The following is a 16980-nucleotide window of genomic DNA, read 5'->3' on the forward strand; positions in this document are numbered from 1 at the left end:
TATTTATTCATCAAAGGTGGGCATAAGATGGAAGGATATTTAGTTCTTGAAGATGGTACATCCTTCAGCGGAGAACTGGACGGTCTTGACGGCTGCACCGGTGAAGTCGTCTTTTTTACGGGCATGACCGGTTATCAGGAGGTTTTGACAGATCCTTCATATAAAGGCCAGATTATTGTCTTTACGTATCCGCTGATTGGCAACTATGGAATTAATGGAAGCGATGCTGAAAGCAAACAGCCTCAGGTGAGAGGGGTCGTCGTCTATGAAGCGTGCGACAGATTTTCCCACCATCAGGCGACAGAAAGCCTTCGGGAATACTTGGCGAAGTGGGATGTTCCGCTTTTGTCGCACGTGGACACAAGAGCGGTTGTTCAGCATATCAGGGCAAAAGGGACGCTGAATGCGAGGCTGACGAAACAAAAGGACGACATCCCGGCTCCGCGCCAGCTGGAAAACTATGCGGCACAGGTTTCCGGACAAAACGAAAACGGCGCTTTTGGGGAAGGCAATACGCATATTGCGCTGATCGATTTCGGCTATAAAAAGTCGATCGCTTCATCGCTAGCAAACCGGGGCTGCAAAGTGACGGTCGTTCCCTATCAAGAGATGGACGGCATTGCGAAGCTGAATCCGGACGGAATCGTCCTTTCAAACGGGCCGGGCGATCCGAAAGCGATCCTTCCATATATGGATGCACTCCGGGGTATCATTTCTTCCTATCCGACGCTCGGCATCTGCCTCGGGCACCAGCTGATCGCGCTCGCATTCGGAAGCGACACGTATAAGCTTCCGTTCGGCCACAGGGGAGCCAATCATCCGGTCATGGACAAAGAGACCGGACGCGTGTTCATGACAAGCCAAAATCACAGCTATGTCGTCGATCGGGACACCATCAGCGAAAATGAATTTTCCGTCAGGTTTCATCATGTCAACGACGGTTCAGTAGAAGGGCTGATGCATAAAACACTGCCTGTCCTATCCGTTCAGTTTCATCCGGAAGCCCATCCGGGACCGGCTGAAAGCGAATGGATATTCGGAGAATATTTGCAGAAATTGAACGAAGCAAGGAGAGAGATCGCCCATGCCTAAAGACCAAACCATCAAAAGCATTCTCGTTATCGGATCGGGGCCGATTATCATCGGGCAGGCCGCTGAATTCGACTACTCAGGAACCCAAGGCTGCATGGCGCTGAAAAGCGAAGGCTACCGGGTGATTCTCGTCAACAGCAACCCGGCGACAATCATGACCGATGAATCTTTTGCAGATGAAATCTATTTTGAGCCGTTGACAGTGGAAAGCCTCACACAAATCATCAAGCGCGAAAAACCGGATGGACTGCTCGCCAATCTGGGCGGACAGACAGCGCTGAATTTGGCTGTCGAGCTTGAAAAGGCCGGCATTCTGAAAGCGTACGGGGTGAAGCTGCTTGGAACATCTGTCGATACGATCGAAAAGGGTGAAGACAGAGAAAAGTTCCGCGCCTTGATGAAAGAGCTGAATGAACCTGTGCCGGATTCAGAAATCGTTGACAATCAGGATGATGCGCTTCGTTTTGCGCTCTCAATCGGTTTTCCGATTATCGTGCGGCCGGCCTATACACTGGGCGGAAAAGGAGGCGGCATCGCGGCGACAAAAGAGGAGCTTCTGCCTTTAATCGAAAGCGCCCTCCTCGCAAGTCCGATCCATCAATGCCTTGTCGAAAAAAGCATTGCCGGTTTTAAAGAAATCGAATACGAAGTCATGCGGGACAGTAACAATACATGCATCACCGTCTGCAATATGGAAAACATCGATCCTGTCGGCGTCCATACGGGAGATTCGATCGTTGTCGCCCCGTCGCAGACATTAACGGATGCGGATTATCAAATGCTGCGTTCTGCCAGCTTAAAAATCATTTCCGCGCTCGATGTCGTCGGCGGCTGCAACATTCAATTCGCCTTGGACCCGGAGAGCAAAAACTATTATGTCATCGAGGTCAATCCGAGAGTAAGCCGTTCATCAGCCCTCGCCTCAAAAGCAACCGGCTATCCGATCGCAAAAATGGCGGCAAAACTGGCTGTCGGCTACACGCTTGCCGAGCTGAAAAATCCGCTCACAGATTCGACCTATGCAAGCTTCGAGCCTGCGCTTGACTATGTCGTCGTCAAATTTCCGCGCTGGCCGTTCGACAAATTCAAACAAGCCGACCGCAAGCTCGGCACGAAAATGAAAGCGACAGGGGAAGTCATGGCGATTGACCGCAATCTTGAAGCGGCCCTGCAAAAAGCGGTCGCCTCCCTTGAGCTGAAAACATCAGGAACACATTTGCCCGAACTTGGCGGCGTATCTTCTGAAGTGCTGTGGAAGCTGCTTGAGACCCCTGATGACCGCCGTTTCTTTGCGGTTATGGAACTGCTGAGCAGGGGGACTTCCATCAGCGAAATACACGAGAAAACGAAAATCGATGATTATTTCCTTCATGTGTTTTCTAACATCATTCAGCTGGAAAACACGCTGATGGAGCAGGGAGACTCGTTGTCCGTCAGCCTTTTGAAAAAGGTGAAAGAAAAGGGATTTACCGACTTTACGATCGCTTCCCTCACCGGAAAGACAGAAGAAGAAGTGCGCGCGCTCCGCAAGAAAATGGGCATTGCCGCATCCTTTAAAATCGTCGATACATGCGCGGCTGAATTTGATGCGAAGACAAACTATTTTTACTCAACGTACTTCGGGAAAAGCGACGGAGACATCTCTCAAAAAACGAAAAAGCGGGCCTTGATCATCGGTTCCGGCCCGATTCGGATCGGCCAGGGGGTCGAGTTTGACTACAGCGCCGTGCACGGCGTCATGACGCTGAAAAGCCTCGGATTTGAAACGATCATGCTGAACAACAATCCGGAAACCGTCAGCACGGATTATGAAATGGCGGACCGCCTGTACTTTGAACCGATTACACCCGAGCATATTCTCAATGTCGCTGAAGCGGAAGACATCGACTTTGCGATTGTGCAATTCGGCGGCCAATCCGCCATCAATGTAGCGCAAGCGATTGAAAAAGCGGGCATCACCCTGCTTGGGACATCATCGGAAACCCTTGACATACTTGAAGACCGCGATCAATTTTATCAGCTGCTTGACGAGCTCGGCATCTCCCATGCCAAAGGAGAAACGGCTTCATCAAAAGCGGAAGCGGTGAAAAAAGCGAACGAAATCGGCTATCCTGTGTTGATCAGGCCGTCATACGTGATCGGCGGAATGGGCATGATGATCGTTCACTCAGAAGCGGAGCTCAGAGAGCTGCTGGGCGGGGCATCGCAAATGCCTTACCCGATTCTGATCGATCAATACGTATCAGGAAAAGAGTTTGAAATCGACCTTGTCAGCGATGGCGGCGATCTTTATATCCCGACTTATATCGAGCATATTGAAAAAGCAGGCGTCCATTCAGGTGACAGCTACGCGATTTTGCCGGGGCCTTCGGTTACTCCGGAGATGAAAAGCGCCGCTCGGGATGCTGCCGCAAAAATCGTCCGCAAGCTCGGATTTAAAGGCATTATGAACATTCAATTTATAGCGGATTCGGATGAGCTGCTCATCCTTGAAGTCAATCCGAGGGCGAGCCGGACGGTTCCGGTTGTCAGCAAGGTGATGGGAGTTCCGATGATCCCGCTTGCGGCGAAACTGTTAGCCGGTTCGTCACTCAAAGAACTGAAGCCCGCCGCCAAAAATTCACGCGGTGTTGCCGTGAAGTTTCCGGTCTTTTCATCGCACGCCATTCAAGATGTCGATTTGAAGCTTGGGCCGGAAATGAAATCGACCGGTGAAGGCATGTATGTCGGCTTCAATCCGGAAAGCGCCCTGAAGAAAATCTTTGCAGGAATCTGGCAAACGAAAGGCTGCATTTACATGGAAGGAGCCGGCGAGCTCCGTTCTCTCGCAGAACAGGCGGGCTTCACCGTACAGTCGGACGATTTTCCGGGCTGGATCAAACGGAAGGACAAAGCGCTGCACATCCATTTAGCCGAGTCAAAAGAGGCGAGAAAGCAGAGGATAGAAGCCGTCACTCACGGCGTGGCGGTGATGACGGAAGAAGAGACGGTGCGGGCATTTTTGACGAGCGGGCATGGAACGACTAAAGCCGTGTCGCTTAAAGATTTATATAAAAAGGAAGTGGAGACATGTCTACTGTAAACATCGGGGCGACCCGGGAGATCAATCTGTCAGGCAAGGATTTCTTAAGCCTGAAAGACTTTTCAAAAGAGGAGATCGTCTATTTGCTGAAAGAGGCAGCGGCAATGAAGCGAAATAAAATTCAAGACATCTTTAAAGGAAAAACATTGGCGATGATCTTTGAAAAATCGTCGACGAGAACGCGCGTATCGTTTGAAGCCGGAATGGCGCAGCTCGGCGGAAACGCCCTGTTTTTAAGCAGTAAAGACATGCAGCTGGGCAGAGGGGAAACGATCGCAGATACCGCGAAAGTGCTTTCGCGATATGTGGACGCGATTATGATCCGCACATTCGAACACGAAAAAGTCGAAGAGCTTGCCAAGCACGCCGAGATTCCCGTGATCAACGGATTGACCGATCTTTTTCATCCGTGTCAAGCGCTTAGTGACCTATTAACGATTCAAGAGATGAAAGGAACATTAAAAGGGCTGAAAGCCGTTTATGTTGGCGACGGAAACAATGTCGCGCATTCGCTGTTAATCGGCTGCGCGAAAGTGGGATGCGACATTACGGTGGCTTCACCCAAAGGGTATGAGCCGAATCAGGACGTGGTGAAACTGGCCGAGACATTCGCCGAAGAATCCGGTGCGGCCGTCACGATCACAAATGATCCCGTGTCAGCCGTTCAACAAGCGGATGTCATCTATTCTGATGTTTTTACAAGCATGGGACAGGAGGAGGAAGCCGAAGAACGGATGAAGATTTTTGCTCCTTACCAAGTCAACGGAACGCTTGTCTCCCATGCCAAGCCTGATTACATCTTTCTGCACTGCCTTCCTGCCCACCGGGAGGAAGAGGCCACCGCAGAGATCATTGACGGTCCGAATTCAGCGGTATTTCAGCAGGCTGAAAACCGCCTGCACGTCCAAAAAGCTTTATTAAAAGCACTGTTATCTTAAATGAAAAACAGCTGATCCATTGATCAGCTGTTTTTAGGCGAATATCAAAACGGCGATGCCGATGACAAAGCAGTAAATCGAGAAATAAACCAAGTTTCCTTTCGCCATAATATTCATGAACCAGCGCAATGAGAAGTATGTAGCTATAACAGATGCGATGAACGCGAATAAATAAGGAAGAAAAAGCTCTCCTAAACGCGGATCATGAAAAATATCGGTAATGCTTAAAATCGTTCCGCCAAGGCTGACCGGTATGTAAAGCAAAAATGAAAACCTGAGCGCGGTTTCAGATTTGAGGCCGAGCGCCATCGCAGGAACGATCGTCGCTCCCGAACGGCTGATGCCGGGAACAAGTGCAACCATTTGCGAAAAGCCGATGATCACGGCGTCTCTCAGCCTGATTTCGCCGTCGCTTTTCCGGCCGCGCAAATTTCGAATAAGAAACAATGCCAGACCCGTAATAAGCAAAGTAACCGCGGTGATCCGGACGCCGTCTTTAAAGAAAGCCGAAATCTCATCATCAAATAAAACGCCGATGACACCGGCAGGAATCGTGGCGATGATCAGATAGATGATAAACCTGAAGTCCGCTTTTCCTTTTTCATTTTTTGTTGTGACATAAGACAGCCCGTTTACCGCCAGCCTGAAAATATCGTTTTTATAAACGAGCAGTACGGCAATTAAAGAACCGGCATTCATCAAAAGCTCAAAACTGAAGCCTTCAATATTCAAGCCCAAAAAGTGCTGTGCCAGCACCAAATGGCCGCTTGACGAAACAGGGATCGGCTCTGTGAATCCCTGAAGCAACCCTAAAAGGATATACTTGATCAACACTAAAAAATCCATGATACTCCTCCGTTTCCCACAAGTTGTGATGCCCTTTTAACAGACGGAATGTACAGGCGGTTCGTTTCAATTTTCAGAACGCTTTTCTCATTAAACTACACAAAGCAAACAGATGTAAAGATAAAATCGACATGTTTTTTGAGAAATTGGGGCAATCTAATGGTAAAAGGGAGTGAAGCAAATGGGACAGCAGCGTCAATTCCGGCCGGGCCAAAAAGCGCCCAATAATGGAGTGTATGTGGAAATCGGCGAAACGGGAAGCATGGTTCAGAACCCTCAGCAAATCAAATTGAGCGCCGGCGAGTTCTTCCCTGAAACCTCCAATCATAACCGGCTCTGGACATATAAAAGAAAGCCTTAAAAAAACAGCCGTCGGTTTTCTGCCGGCTGTCTGTCTAAAGCAAAAAACCCCACTTTTAGAAGCCGGGGTTTTAATGTTGACTTGCATCCTGTTTAACAGGCATAATTTCTCCAAGAACAATAACGGCTGCGGTGATGATAAAGCCCATAATGACACTGGTTTGAAGGTCATACCCAGCACCGTTCATGGCGCCGACAATGTAGCAGGCCATCTGCGTCAAAAGAAATGTCCAGAAAAAAGCGACCACAAATCGCACGTTTCCCACCTCGTCCTTCTCATTCAATTCTAAAACTTATCATACCATATACATAGCCTGCTGGAAAAGACATTTTAGTGAACAAGACAGGGCTTTCAACTCCGATTTCAGAAATATCAAAAAGGGCATTTGATAAAAGTTCATTTTTCATCATGAAGACTGGGACTTTTCCTTATTCGTTTGATGCGTGTACGACATAAAATAATGAGCAGATTACGGCAGGAAGGAGGCAGGCAAGTGATGAAAATAACCGACCGTTTTTTTCAAGTGGATACAGAATGGAATGTGGTTCATCTTCCGTATAGGCCGAACGGTTTTCTGGTGTTCATTTTCGGCGACCGAACACATTTCGTCGGGGAAGATACGAGCTTCTGGCTTCAGCATTACGGAAGAAGTCAGCTTCTTACGAGCCTGAGAAACAAAGGCTACACCCTGGTAAACAGCAATTTGTTCGGCAGGCACTGGGGCTCCGAAAAAGCGGTTGCATACGCCAAACAGCTGATTCATTACGTGTTCAAACAGGAAATCTTAAATGAAAAAATTCATCTATTGGCGGAAGGCACAGGCGCGCTCATTGCAGATGAACTCCTTCGCTCGATCCCGAACCAAATACGTTCTGCAGCGATGGTTAATCCTTGCCTCGATCTTCAGGCTCATCATAAAAGAGAAAAAGAAAACAAGTTTTTCTACAAACAATTTATTAAGGAAATTGCCGAAAGCTACGGAATTTCGGAGCGGGAGGCTGCCGATTATCCGTTCAAAGGCATCTCCCCTTATCACAATCTCGTGCCCGTTCATATATGGCAAAGGCTGAACGGTTCGCCGTATCCGTATATGATCCATGCCAAAACGTTTGAGGAGCGCCAGCTTAAAGGCCGTCACAGCGTGGGGCTTACCTTGCACCTGTCTGAACATCCTCAGCGCATTCATTCAGCAATCGCGAACTTTTTCAAAACGCATGAAAAAGTCTTATAGAGAATAGAATAATAGCAGCCCGCAAAAGCTAAAAAGGGCTGTTTTTTGCTTGGCTAAAAAAGCTGAAACGAAAGGTGGTCCATCGAATGAAGCCGGCACTTGTATATGGAGCAGATGAGTTTTTCGGCCTTTCATTTTGTGAACATCTTCTTGAAGAGGGTGTAAACATAGATGTCAAACTGGAGCAGACAAGCGACGAAAAAAAGCTGATGTACCTTGAAGAACGGCTGATGTGGCTGGGCAGAAACCGGCATTTCCGCCTCATTGAAAAAGAGCTTGAAGCCCCATACGAACAAGTCTTCATCCAATACACAGGCTCCGTGCCGGAAGAGGCGCTTGCTGCCGGCATTGAAAACAAGCCTGTTATTCTGTTTGTCTATCAAGACCAATTCGAAGAGGATTTGCGGGCCGGCATCGAGGAAAAGGGCGTTGAACTCGTCGTGCTTCCGGAACTGTTCGGCCCGTGGGACATCAAGGCAGACGATAAACAAAACAGAGACGGGGCGATTTTTGTAAACGACGCGGCCACACAAGCTGCTGCCTGTGCTGTCCAAAAAGACTTTTCAGCATTGCGGTTTGTACAGAAGACGCCATACGAAAAAGCCGATGAGATCATTGAAGAATGGATTAGACAAATGTCTACATTTTTCGACAAAAAATAAGAAAGATCTTCCTAATTTACACTTGAAAGGATACAATAAAGATAGATTTGATTTGCTGGTTTTTTTGAAAGGGAGTTGAACATGGCATGGTGTACAGGCTTGTCGCGATTTTTTTCATTCTCCTGGCGCTAAGCGGCTGCGGACAATCGCCGCTGAAAGGGAAAATTGAAAAAGTCGGTTTGCTTGTCCCTGATACGATAAGTGATCAAGTATGGGGAACCAAAGGATATAAAGGATTATTAAGAATACAATCCGTCTACAATGTCGATGTCTATTATAAAGAAGGAATCGATAATGACGCGGCTATTAAAATGGCTGTAGAAGATTTTCACAAAAAAGGCGTCAATCTGATCTATGGGCACGGAAGCGAATACGAAAAAGCCTTTAATGAGATATGCAAAGATTATCCCGATATTCATTTTGTTTTAATGAACTCTAAAGCCGAACACCAAAATGTGATAAGCATATCGCTTGAGGGAGAAGCGATGGGGTTTTTCGGCGGAATGACGGCGGCCCATCAGTCAAAAACAAAGAAAATCGGCGTGCTCGCAACGTATAAATGGCAGCCTGAAGTGGAAGGGTTTGCCGAAGGGGCAAAATACCTCGATCCGGACATTGAGGTAATGACAGAATACGTCGGCCAGTGGGACGACAGCGAAAATGCCGTCAAACTGTATGAAAAAATGAAGAAGGCAGGCGCGGATGTTGTGTATCCGGCCGGAGACGGGTATAATGTCCCTGTCATTGAACAAATCAAAAAAGACGGGCTGTACGCGATCGGCTATGTAAGCGACCAGTCGGAATTGGGTGAGAATGTCGTTTTGACAAGCACTATACAGCATGTAGACGACGCTTATGAACTCACCGCCGACGAGTTTAATAAAGGAACGCTTAAAGGCGGCAAGCGGTCCTTTGACATTCAAGAAGGCGTCATCGAGATGGGGAAATTCAGCCCTGTTGTCGATCCGTCATTTCAAGAAGAGATGAAACGGCTGATTGACGAATACAAAAAAACAAACAAACTGCCAAACGAACATTGAGGTGATCAAAGTGCACGAAAAATCGATGGAATTTTTGCAAATTGCCATGAAATACGTTCCGGAAGCGAAAGAAGAGATGGAGAAAGCGGGAATCGAACTTTCGCCGGAAATGCTTGAGCCGTTCATGAACCTGTTTACAAAAGTGATGGCGGAAGCTTACGAGCTCGGTAAAGCGGACGCCGGTTCTGACGCCTGACGAAATGCCCGCAAACGGTTGAAAAGCCACTTTTTAATAGAAGTGGCTTTTTTATATGGACATCTTATTTTTCAAAGCGCTGACCATTGAGCCGATTTCTTTAAACACAGGCTTCAGTTCATCGATTGAATCCATGATTTCTCCAACCTGATGCAACACATGCATGTAATCGGCTTCCTGGGAAACTTCAGCGTCTTCGACGGTTTCAGATTCCGTATCCGGCTCTTCTTCATGCCTGGCGGGTGCATTTGAGCCAAACATCATTTTTGTGAAAAAATCGTCGTTCGCCACTCTTCATTCCCTCCTTTTTCATATATATCACTACTATATGAAGGTTTTGGTCTGCTAGATTAGACGAATATATTGCCAACTAAAAAAAAATAGGGTAGGATTAGTACCAGATACTAATAATTACTCATAACATTAGTTGGAAAAAATCATGAATAAAGGAGTCTTTCCTATGAAAGCTGGAATTATTGGAATCGGCCGGTACATCCCTGAAAAGGTGCTGACCAATTTCGACTTGGAAAAAATGGTTGAAACTTCTGACGAGTGGATTCGTACAAGAACAGGCATAGAAGAAAGAAGAATCGCAGCCGAAGATGAGAAAACGTCCGATATGGCTGTGGCCGCCGCAAGAAGAGCGATGGAAGATGCAAACATCGAGCCGGAAGATCTTGATATGATTCTCGTCGCCACCGTTACTCCTGATCAGGCATTCCCGACAGTGTCCTGCATGATTCAAGAAAAGCTCGGTGCATTCAATGCCTGTGCAATGGATATCAGCGCAGCGTGCGCCGGTTTTATGTACGGCTTAGTCACTGGAAAACAGTTTATCGAAGCCGGCACATATAAGCATGTGCTTGTCATCGGAGTTGAAAAGCTTTCAGGCATTACGGACTGGGATGACCGCAATACCGCCGTTCTGTTCGGAGACGGTGCGGGCGCCGCGGTTGTCGGCCCTGTCAGCGACGATAAAGGGATTCTGTCCTTTGAACTAGGTGCAGACGGCAGAGGCGGAAAACACTTGTACTTGGATGAAAAAGATCATACAATCATGAATGGCAGAGAAGTGTTCAAGTTTGCCGTCCGCCAAATGGGTGAATCCAGTGTAAATGTTATTGAAAAAGCGGGATTATCCAAAGAGGATGTCGACTTTTTGGTGCCGCACCAAGCCAACATCCGGATCATGGAAGCGGCGCGCGAACGTTTGGAGCTTCCGGTCGAAAAAATGTCGAAAACGGTTCATAAATACGGAAACACATCAGCTGCTTCTATTCCGATTTCTCTTGTGGAAGAGCTTGAAGCTGGTAAAATAAAAGACGGTGACGTCATTGTGATGGTCGGCTTCGGCGGAGGTTTGACATGGGGAGCCATCGCCATGCGCTGGGGCCGCTAAAAGAAAGGTGAGGTGCAACTTATGAATAGTAAAAGAGTAGTCATTACCGGATTAGGAGCTTTATCACCTCTTGGTAATGACGTCAAAACAAGCTGGAACAACGCGATCAACGGGGTTTCCGGAGTCGGCCCGATAACAAGGGTGAACGCGGACGAGTATCCTGCTAAAGTAGCCGCAGAACTGAAAGATTTTAAGATAGAAGATTATATGGATAAAAAAGAAGCGAGAAAAATGGACCGCTTCACACAATATGCCGTTGTGTCGGCGAAAATGGCCGTGGAAGACGCGGGCCTCGACATTAACGAAAGCAACGCAGACCGGATCGGCGTCTGGGTCGGTTCCGGAATCGGCGGCCTTGAAACGCTTGAACAGCAGTTCGAAACATTTTTAACAAAAGGACCGCGGCGCGTCAGCCCGTTCTTTGTACCGATGATGATTCCTGATATGGCGACCGGCCAGATTTCGATCTCTCTCGGTGCAAAAGGGGTCAACTCTTGTACGGTGACGGCTTGCGCGACGGGTACAAACTCAATCGGCGACGCTTTCAAGGTCATTCAGCGCGGCGATGCCGATGTCATGATCTCCGGAGGAACGGAAGCCCCGCTTACAAGAATGTCATTTGCCGGCTTTTCAGCCAATAAAGCGCTATCCACTAATCCGGATCCGAAAACGGCAAGCCGTCCGTTTGACAAAAACCGCGACGGCTTCGTCATGGGAGAAGGAGCTGGAATCGTCGTTCTTGAGGAGCTTGAGCACGCCTTAAACCGCGGAGCGACAATCTACGCGGAAGTGGTCGGCTACGGATCAACGGGAGACGCCTATCATATTACGGCACCTGCGCCAAATGGAGAAGGCGGCGTCAGAGCCATGAAAGAAGCGATCAAAGATGCGGGTCTGTCCCCTGTGGACATTGATTATATCAATGCTCATGGAACAAGCACGCCGTACAATGATAAATTTGAAACGATCGCCATTAAAGAAGTGTTCGGAGAGCATGCCTACAAGCTTGCCGTCAGCTCGACAAAATCGATGACAGGGCACTTGCTCGGGGCTGCCGGAGGCATCGAAGCGATTTTCTCCGTCCTTGCCATTAAGGAAGGCATCATTCCTCCGACAATCAATATCGAAACGCCTGATGAAGATTGCGATCTGGACTATGTACCGGATCAAGCCCGCCGCCAGGACGTGAATGTTGTGCTCAGCAACTCGCTTGGTTTCGGCGGACACAACGCAACGCTGATCTTCAAAAAATATGAATAACCCGCAATATAAACGGCTGCCATTTTAAATGGTGGCCGTTTTTTTTAGCGTGCATACCATACAGATGAAAAAGGAGTGTGATCTAAAATGAGTATAGCAAGCACGTATGAATGGCTTGAACAGGCTTCATCCGTGCGGGAATTGCCAAGCTTTCTCCTGCCGTATTTTAAAGGCGCTTCAAAAGCGGATGCGGCGGCGATTGTCAGCCACCTGCAGATCCACGGCTTGTTCCGTTCGTGGACGGACGGCGAACGTACGATGAAGCAGCTTAAGGAAAACGGCGTATTTCAGCATGTCAGACGGGAAGAACAGCTGCTCTGCAAAAGATGGAACGGGCCGGATGTTCCGATTTTCATCCTGCCGGTCGATGAAAGAAACCGCAAAATCCGCGTCGAATTCGGCTCGAAATCAGGCCTCGCGTTCAGCGACAAATTATTTTTGTTTTTATCGGCCGATCTTCCCCGGTCTTCAATTTCTGCGATCATGACACACGAATATAATCACGTTTGCCGGTTAGAAAATATGCCGAAAGAAGAAAAAAAGATGACGCTGCTTGATACAATCATTCTCGAAGGCCTTGCAGAATATGCCGTTTTCGAACGGCTGGGAGAAGCCGAAACAGCCGCATGGACGTCATATTACTCCGAAAAGCAGCTTCGTCATTTCCAGGACCGGTTCGTAAAGCCTCATTTCGACCTGCGCCGACACGATGGCCGGCTATTCTCCAATATTTTATTTGGAAAAGGACATTACCCTGACATGCTCGGATATGCTGTCGGTTACAGTATTGTGAAAAAATATTTATCGGCTCGAAAATTGAAGGTTGCCGATGTTTTAGCCTTTCCGTCAGAAGACTTTATAAAGCTATCGCTTTAAAATACTAAAATTATGGGATTAAATTAATATTATTACAAAAAATCAAAAAACTCCTTGCTTTTGTAATGATTATGTAATAATATACAACTATAAAATTTTAAGATAATTCAGTCATATTAAGAAAATTCTAAAAAAGTAATATATTAGTTTTTTGTGATATTTAACTTCTGGTCTATGGAAGGGGAATCTGGATGAGCGCATTGCTGGAAGTCAATGATTTAAAAACTTATTTTTTTAGGAAAAAACAGCCGATACCTGCAGTGGACGGCGTCGATTTTTCAATTAAAAAAGGGGAAACCGTTGCGCTGGTCGGTGAATCGGGATCCGGTAAAAGCATTACCTCTTTGTCAATCATGGGACTGGTCGAGGGCTCGGGCGGAAAGATCATGAGCGGCTCTATCAAGCTCGAAGGACAGGATCTCGTTACATACAAAGAACAAGATTTATGCAAGATCCGCGGAAATGAAATCTCCATGATTTTTCAGGAACCGATGACCTCGCTCAATCCGGTTTTGACGATCGGCGAACAAATCACAGAAGTGCTGATCTATCATAAAAAGCTATCGAAAAAAGAAGCCGCCAAAAAAGCGGTAGAATTATTAAAGCTTGTCGGATTTTCAAGAGCCGGCGAGCTGATGAAAGAGTATCCGCACCGCCTGTCGGGCGGCATGAGGCAGAGGGTCATGATCGCCATTGCCTTAAGCTGCAATCCGAAGCTGCTGATCGCGGATGAACCGACGACAGCGCTTGACGTCACCATTCAAGCCCAAGTGCTGGAACTGATGAAAGACCTATGCGACAAATTCGATACCTCCATACTTCTCATTACCCACGATCTCGGCGTTGTGTCCGAAATTGCGGACCGCGTGATCGTCATGTATTGCGGACAAGTTGTTGAAAATGCCACAGTAGACGAGCTATTCGACGAACCCCTGCATCCCTATACAAAAGGACTGTTAAACTCCATCCCTGTCATTGAAGGCTCCATTGAAAAATTAACAGCCATTAAAGGAAATGTGCCGACGCCTGACAACCTTCCTGCCGGCTGCCGGTTCGCTCCAAGGTGTCCGAGCGCGGTCGACAAATGCTGGGGGGCGCAGCCAGACTTGAAAACGCGTCCGGACGGCCGGTCTGTCAGATGTTTTTTATATGAGGAGGGAGAATAAGGGATGACTTCATCAGCTGAACAATTACAGCCCGGACAGGAAATGAACCCGCAAGAATCCCTTCTGGAGCTGAAAGACGTCAAAAAGTACTTTCCGATCCGCTCAGGGATTTTTCAGAAAAAAATCGGCGATGTCAAAGCGGTGGACGGCATCAGCTTTTCGCTTAAACGCGGCGAAACGCTCGGCATTGTCGGTGAATCGGGCTGCGGAAAGTCGACCGCCGGACGGACGATGATCCGCCTTTATAAACCGACGGCAGGGCAGATTTTTTACAAAGGCCGCGACATTTCAAGTTTGTCGGAAGAAGCTTTGAGAAAAAGCGTCCGCAAAAACATCCAGATGGTTTTCCAAGATCCGTTTGCCTCACTGAACCCGAGAAAAACGCTGCGTTCCATCATCAAAGAACCCTTCAACACGCATCATATGTACAATTTCAAAGAGCGCAACGAAAAAGCCGAAGAGCTTTTAGCCAAGGTCGGGCTGCACCCGTCGTTTGCGAACCGCTATCCCCACGAATTTTCCGGGGGGCAGCGCCAGCGGATCGGAATCGCGCGGGCGCTGGCCTTAAATCCGGAGCTTATTATCGCCGATGAACCGGTATCCGCATTGGACGTGTCGATCCAGGCTCAAGTGATCAACCTGATGGAAGAGCTTCAGGAAGAATTCAATCTGACATATTTGTTCATTTCCCATGATTTGAGCGTCGTCCGCCATATCAGCGACAGGGTCGGCGTGATGTATCTCGGCAAAATGATGGAGCTGACAGACAAGCATGAGCTGTATGACAACCCGCTTCATCCATACACGCAGGCGCTTCTGTCCGCCGTTCTCGTCACCAGGAAGAAAGGCGGGACAAAGCGGGAACGGATCGTTTTAAAAGGCGAGCTGCCGAGCCCGGCCAACCCTCCGAAAGGCTGTGTATTTCATACGAGGTGTCCAGCCGCAAAAGCGATTTGCGCGGAAGCCGAACCCGCTTTCAAGGAAGCGAAAACAAACCATTTCGTAGCGTGCCACCTTTACGAATAAAGGGGAAGGCCGTCACATATTAAATCCTTGAGAGGGGGAATGTCTTCTTTAAAAAACGGGGGTCAATCGGGCAGAAAGAAGGACAACAGTTTAATAAGGGGGAATTCATAAAATGAGCAAACGCAAAACAGGATTTTCTATTTTAAGCTTGCTGCTGATCTTATCGATCTTTCTAACGGCGTGCAACAGCGGCGAAGTCGGAGGGGACGAAAAGGAAGGCAAATCTGACGGGAAGCCGCAAAAGGGCGGTGACTTGGTCATCGGTTCTACAGGGGAGCCTACAATGTTCAACGCTTTATATTCAACCGATGCGTCAAGCTCTGATATTGAAGGGTTTATTTTTGACGGCCTTGTCGGCTCTGACACCGATTTAAATCCGACGATGAAGCTTGCTGAAAAAATAGATCAGTCGGAAGACGGCATGACGTATAACGTGACTTTGAAAAAAGGCGTAAAATGGCACGACGGCGAGGAGTTTACGGCCGATGACGTCGTGTTTACGTATAACATTCCTTTGAACAAAGACTATGCCGGTGAGCGCGGCTCCAATTTTGAAATGATTGATAAAGTGACGAAAAAGGGAGACTACGAGGTTGAATTCAAGCTCAAGCATCCGGATCCTTCATTTTTGCCGGTCTCTTTAAGCTACGGAATCCTTCCTGAGCATATTTTAGGGGACGTGCCGATTAAAGACCTTGGCGAACACGAATTTAACAGGAAAAAACCGATCGGAACGGGACCGTTTAAATTCGTAGAGTGGAAACAGGGACAGTACGTTAAAGTTGAAGCATTTGAGGATTACTACGGTGAAGGGCCATATCTTGACACGCTGACATACAAAGTGATTCCGGATGCCAATGCGGCGATCGCCCAGCTTCAGGCTGGAGACATTAATTATTTCGTCGTTCCGGGAACGGATGTGAAGACGGTCGAAAAATTCGATCACGTCAAGCTTGAGTCTGATCTTGGCTTGAACTATTCATACATCGGCTGGAACGAAAAAAATGAGCTGTTTAAAGATAAAAAAGTCCGCCAGGCCTTAACGCATGCGATTGACCGCGAATCGATCGTTCAAAATGTGCTGGACGGCGATGGGGAAGTCGCGAATATTCCGGAAAGCCCTGTATCATGGAACTATCCGAAAGACGCCGATATTCCGGTCTTTGAATACGACCCGGAAAAAGCGAAGAAAATGCTCAAAGAAGCTGGTTGGGAAGATACAGACGGTGACGGCATTTTAGACAAGGACGGCAAAAAGTTCTCCTTTAACATTAAAACGAACCAGGGAAATAAAGTGCGCGAAGATGCCGCGGTTGTCATTCAGCAGCAGCTGAAAGAAATCGGAATCGAAGCGAAGCCGCAAATCGTCGAGTTCAGCGCTTTAATTGAACAAACGAGCGCGCCGAACTGGGATTACGACGCACTCCTGCTCGGCTGGAGCTTGGCGACCTTCCCTGATCAATATGACATCTTCCATTCCAGCCAATCGAAGGTGGGCTTAAATAACATATGGTACAAAAATGAAGAAGTCGATAAGCTTCTCGTCAACGCGAAGAAACTGAAGGACCGAAAAGAATATTCGAAAGCTTACGAGAAAATCTACAAAATGATCGCCGAAGATCAGCCGTATACATTCCTGTTCTATTACAACTACCACCGGGCGATCCCTAAAAACCTGCAAGGCTTCGAATTCCATCCGAAAAACGATTTCTATGAAGTGAACAAATGGTGGCTGAAAAAATAATCTAATATTCTCTAAAAGGGAGAGGGGGTGTCCTCTCCCTGCTCTTTAAAATCCATGATAA

17 protein-coding genes are annotated in these 16980 nt (G+C 47.7%); 14 read left to right on the plus strand and 3 right to left on the minus strand.

The window, feature by feature from the left end; genetic code table 11:
- Positions 1-27 precede the first annotated feature (27 nt).
- From H7F26_RS12585 to argF, 3 genes are read left to right on the plus strand one after another with little or no spacing between them, the layout of a single operon-like run.
- On the plus strand, positions 28-1092 hold the full coding sequence (locus H7F26_RS12585; protein WP_003180564.1) for a carbamoyl phosphate synthase small subunit: 1065 nt from the start codon (positions 28-30) through the stop codon (positions 1090-1092).
- Positions 1085-4174, plus strand: coding sequence for a carbamoyl-phosphate synthase (glutamine-hydrolyzing) large subunit (locus H7F26_RS12590; protein WP_003180566.1), 3090 nt, complete (start codon positions 1085-1087; stop codon positions 4172-4174). Before H7F26_RS12585 ends, H7F26_RS12590 begins: the two co-directional genes overlap by 8 nt.
- Positions 4162-5112 carry an ornithine carbamoyltransferase gene (argF, locus tag H7F26_RS12595; RefSeq protein ID WP_003180569.1) on the plus strand — a complete coding sequence of 317 codons (951 nt, stop codon included), beginning with the start codon at positions 4162-4164 and terminating at the stop codon, positions 5110-5112. Before H7F26_RS12590 ends, argF begins: the two co-directional genes overlap by 13 nt.
- Before the next feature lie 33 nt (positions 5113-5145).
- On the opposite strand, the gene H7F26_RS12600 is transcribed toward argF, so the two are convergent.
- Positions 5146-5958 carry an undecaprenyl-diphosphate phosphatase gene (locus H7F26_RS12600; protein ID WP_003180571.1) on the minus strand — a complete coding sequence of 271 codons (813 nt, stop codon included), beginning with the start codon at positions 5956-5958 and terminating at the stop codon, positions 5146-5148.
- 181 nt (positions 5959-6139) lie between these two features.
- Between H7F26_RS12600 and H7F26_RS12605 the strand changes: the two genes are divergently transcribed.
- Positions 6140-6319 carry a YjzC family protein gene (locus tag H7F26_RS12605; RefSeq protein ID WP_003180573.1) on the plus strand — a complete coding sequence of 60 codons (180 nt, stop codon included), beginning with the start codon at positions 6140-6142 and terminating at the stop codon, positions 6317-6319.
- 70 nt (positions 6320-6389) lie between these two features.
- Here H7F26_RS12605 and H7F26_RS12610 read toward each other — a convergent pair whose 3' ends face one another.
- Positions 6390-6584: a YjzD family protein gene (locus H7F26_RS12610; protein ID WP_009328851.1), complete on the minus strand. Its 195-nt coding sequence runs from the start codon at positions 6582-6584 to the stop codon at positions 6390-6392.
- A 231-nt stretch (positions 6585-6815) separates the two neighbouring features.
- Here H7F26_RS12610 and H7F26_RS12615 point away from each other — a divergent pair, with 231 nt between their 5' ends.
- The 4 genes from H7F26_RS12615 (at position 6816) to H7F26_RS12630 (ending at position 9448) form a co-directional block, all read left to right on the plus strand.
- Positions 6816-7550, plus strand: coding sequence for a hypothetical protein (locus H7F26_RS12615; protein ID WP_009328850.1), 735 nt, complete (start codon positions 6816-6818; stop codon positions 7548-7550).
- Positions 7551-7636: 86 nt separating this feature from the next.
- Positions 7637-8212, plus strand: a complete 576-nt coding sequence (locus H7F26_RS12620) for a hypothetical protein (protein WP_016885912.1) — start codon at positions 7637-7639, stop codon at positions 8210-8212.
- Between the two features lie 86 nt (positions 8213-8298).
- Positions 8299-9252 (plus strand): BMP family ABC transporter substrate-binding protein, encoded by a 954-nt coding sequence (locus H7F26_RS12625; RefSeq protein ID WP_009328848.1) that lies wholly within the window; start codon positions 8299-8301, stop codon positions 9250-9252.
- A gap of 25 nt (positions 9253-9277) precedes the next feature.
- Complete coding sequence (locus H7F26_RS12630; RefSeq protein WP_031314537.1) at positions 9278-9448, plus strand: ComZ family protein; 171 nt, start codon at positions 9278-9280, stop codon at positions 9446-9448.
- A gap of 51 nt (positions 9449-9499) precedes the next feature.
- Here H7F26_RS12630 and H7F26_RS12635 read toward each other — a convergent pair whose 3' ends face one another.
- Positions 9500-9739, minus strand: a complete 240-nt coding sequence (locus H7F26_RS12635; protein ID WP_009328847.1) for a hypothetical protein — start codon at positions 9737-9739, stop codon at positions 9500-9502.
- A gap of 169 nt (positions 9740-9908) precedes the next feature.
- Here H7F26_RS12635 and H7F26_RS12640 point away from each other — a divergent pair, with 169 nt between their 5' ends.
- From H7F26_RS12640 to H7F26_RS12665, 6 genes are all read left to right on the plus strand, one after another.
- Entirely contained in the window at positions 9909-10847 is a 939-nt protein-coding gene (locus H7F26_RS12640; RefSeq protein ID WP_011197763.1) for a beta-ketoacyl-ACP synthase III, read from the plus strand.
- Positions 10848-10868: 21 nt separating this feature from the next.
- On the plus strand, positions 10869-12107 hold the full coding sequence (gene fabF, locus H7F26_RS12645; protein ID WP_009328845.1) for a beta-ketoacyl-ACP synthase II: 1239 nt from the start codon (positions 10869-10871) through the stop codon (positions 12105-12107).
- Positions 12108-12194: 87 nt separating this feature from the next.
- On the plus strand, positions 12195-12983 hold the full coding sequence (locus tag H7F26_RS12650) for a DUF2268 domain-containing putative Zn-dependent protease (RefSeq protein ID WP_009328844.1): 789 nt from the start codon (positions 12195-12197) through the stop codon (positions 12981-12983).
- Between the two features lie 191 nt (positions 12984-13174).
- Complete coding sequence (locus H7F26_RS12655; protein WP_009328843.1) at positions 13175-14149, plus strand: ABC transporter ATP-binding protein; 975 nt, start codon at positions 13175-13177, stop codon at positions 14147-14149.
- A 42-nt stretch (positions 14150-14191) separates the two neighbouring features.
- Positions 14192-15175 (plus strand): ABC transporter ATP-binding protein, encoded by a 984-nt coding sequence (locus H7F26_RS12660; RefSeq protein WP_026080794.1) that lies wholly within the window; start codon positions 14192-14194, stop codon positions 15173-15175.
- 112 nt (positions 15176-15287) lie between these two features.
- Positions 15288-16919, plus strand: a complete 1632-nt coding sequence (locus tag H7F26_RS12665; RefSeq protein ID WP_017474222.1) for a peptide-binding protein — start codon at positions 15288-15290, stop codon at positions 16917-16919.
- The last annotated feature ends 61 nt before the right edge of the window (positions 16920-16980 follow it).

This window comes from Bacillus sp. PAMC28748 (assembly GCF_014250415.1).
GTDB lineage: Bacteria > Bacillota > Bacilli > Bacillales > Bacillaceae > Bacillus > Bacillus licheniformis.

Bases quoted from the DNA above. Each gene is read 5' to 3' on its own strand.
- H7F26_RS12585 (WP_003180564.1), top strand. From the start codon at position 28: ATGGAAGGATATTTAGTTCTTGAAGATGGTACATCCTTCAGCGGAGAA.
- H7F26_RS12590 (WP_003180566.1), top strand. From the start codon at position 1,085: ATGCCTAAAGACCAAACCATCAAAAGCATTCTCGTTATCGGATCGGGG.
- argF (WP_003180569.1), top strand. From the start codon at position 4,162: ATGTCTACTGTAAACATCGGGGCGACCCGGGAGATCAATCTGTCAGGC.
- H7F26_RS12600 (WP_003180571.1), bottom strand. From the start codon at position 5,958: ATGGATTTTTTAGTGTTGATCAAGTATATCCTTTTAGGGTTGCTTCAG.
- H7F26_RS12605 (WP_003180573.1), top strand. From the start codon at position 6,140: ATGGGACAGCAGCGTCAATTCCGGCCGGGCCAAAAAGCGCCCAATAAT.
- H7F26_RS12615 (WP_009328850.1), top strand. From the start codon at position 6,816: ATGAAAATAACCGACCGTTTTTTTCAAGTGGATACAGAATGGAATGTG.
- H7F26_RS12620 (WP_016885912.1), top strand. From the start codon at position 7,637: ATGAAGCCGGCACTTGTATATGGAGCAGATGAGTTTTTCGGCCTTTCA.
- H7F26_RS12625 (WP_009328848.1), top strand. From the start codon at position 8,299: ATGGTGTACAGGCTTGTCGCGATTTTTTTCATTCTCCTGGCGCTAAGC.
- H7F26_RS12630 (WP_031314537.1), top strand. From the start codon at position 9,278: ATGGAATTTTTGCAAATTGCCATGAAATACGTTCCGGAAGCGAAAGAA.
- H7F26_RS12640 (WP_011197763.1), top strand. From the start codon at position 9,909: ATGAAAGCTGGAATTATTGGAATCGGCCGGTACATCCCTGAAAAGGTG.
- fabF (WP_009328845.1), top strand. From the start codon at position 10,869: ATGAATAGTAAAAGAGTAGTCATTACCGGATTAGGAGCTTTATCACCT.
- H7F26_RS12650 (WP_009328844.1), top strand. From the start codon at position 12,195: ATGAGTATAGCAAGCACGTATGAATGGCTTGAACAGGCTTCATCCGTG.
- H7F26_RS12655 (WP_009328843.1), top strand. From the start codon at position 13,175: ATGAGCGCATTGCTGGAAGTCAATGATTTAAAAACTTATTTTTTTAGG.
- H7F26_RS12660 (WP_026080794.1), top strand. From the start codon at position 14,192: ATGAACCCGCAAGAATCCCTTCTGGAGCTGAAAGACGTCAAAAAGTAC.
- H7F26_RS12665 (WP_017474222.1), top strand. From the start codon at position 15,288: ATGAGCAAACGCAAAACAGGATTTTCTATTTTAAGCTTGCTGCTGATC.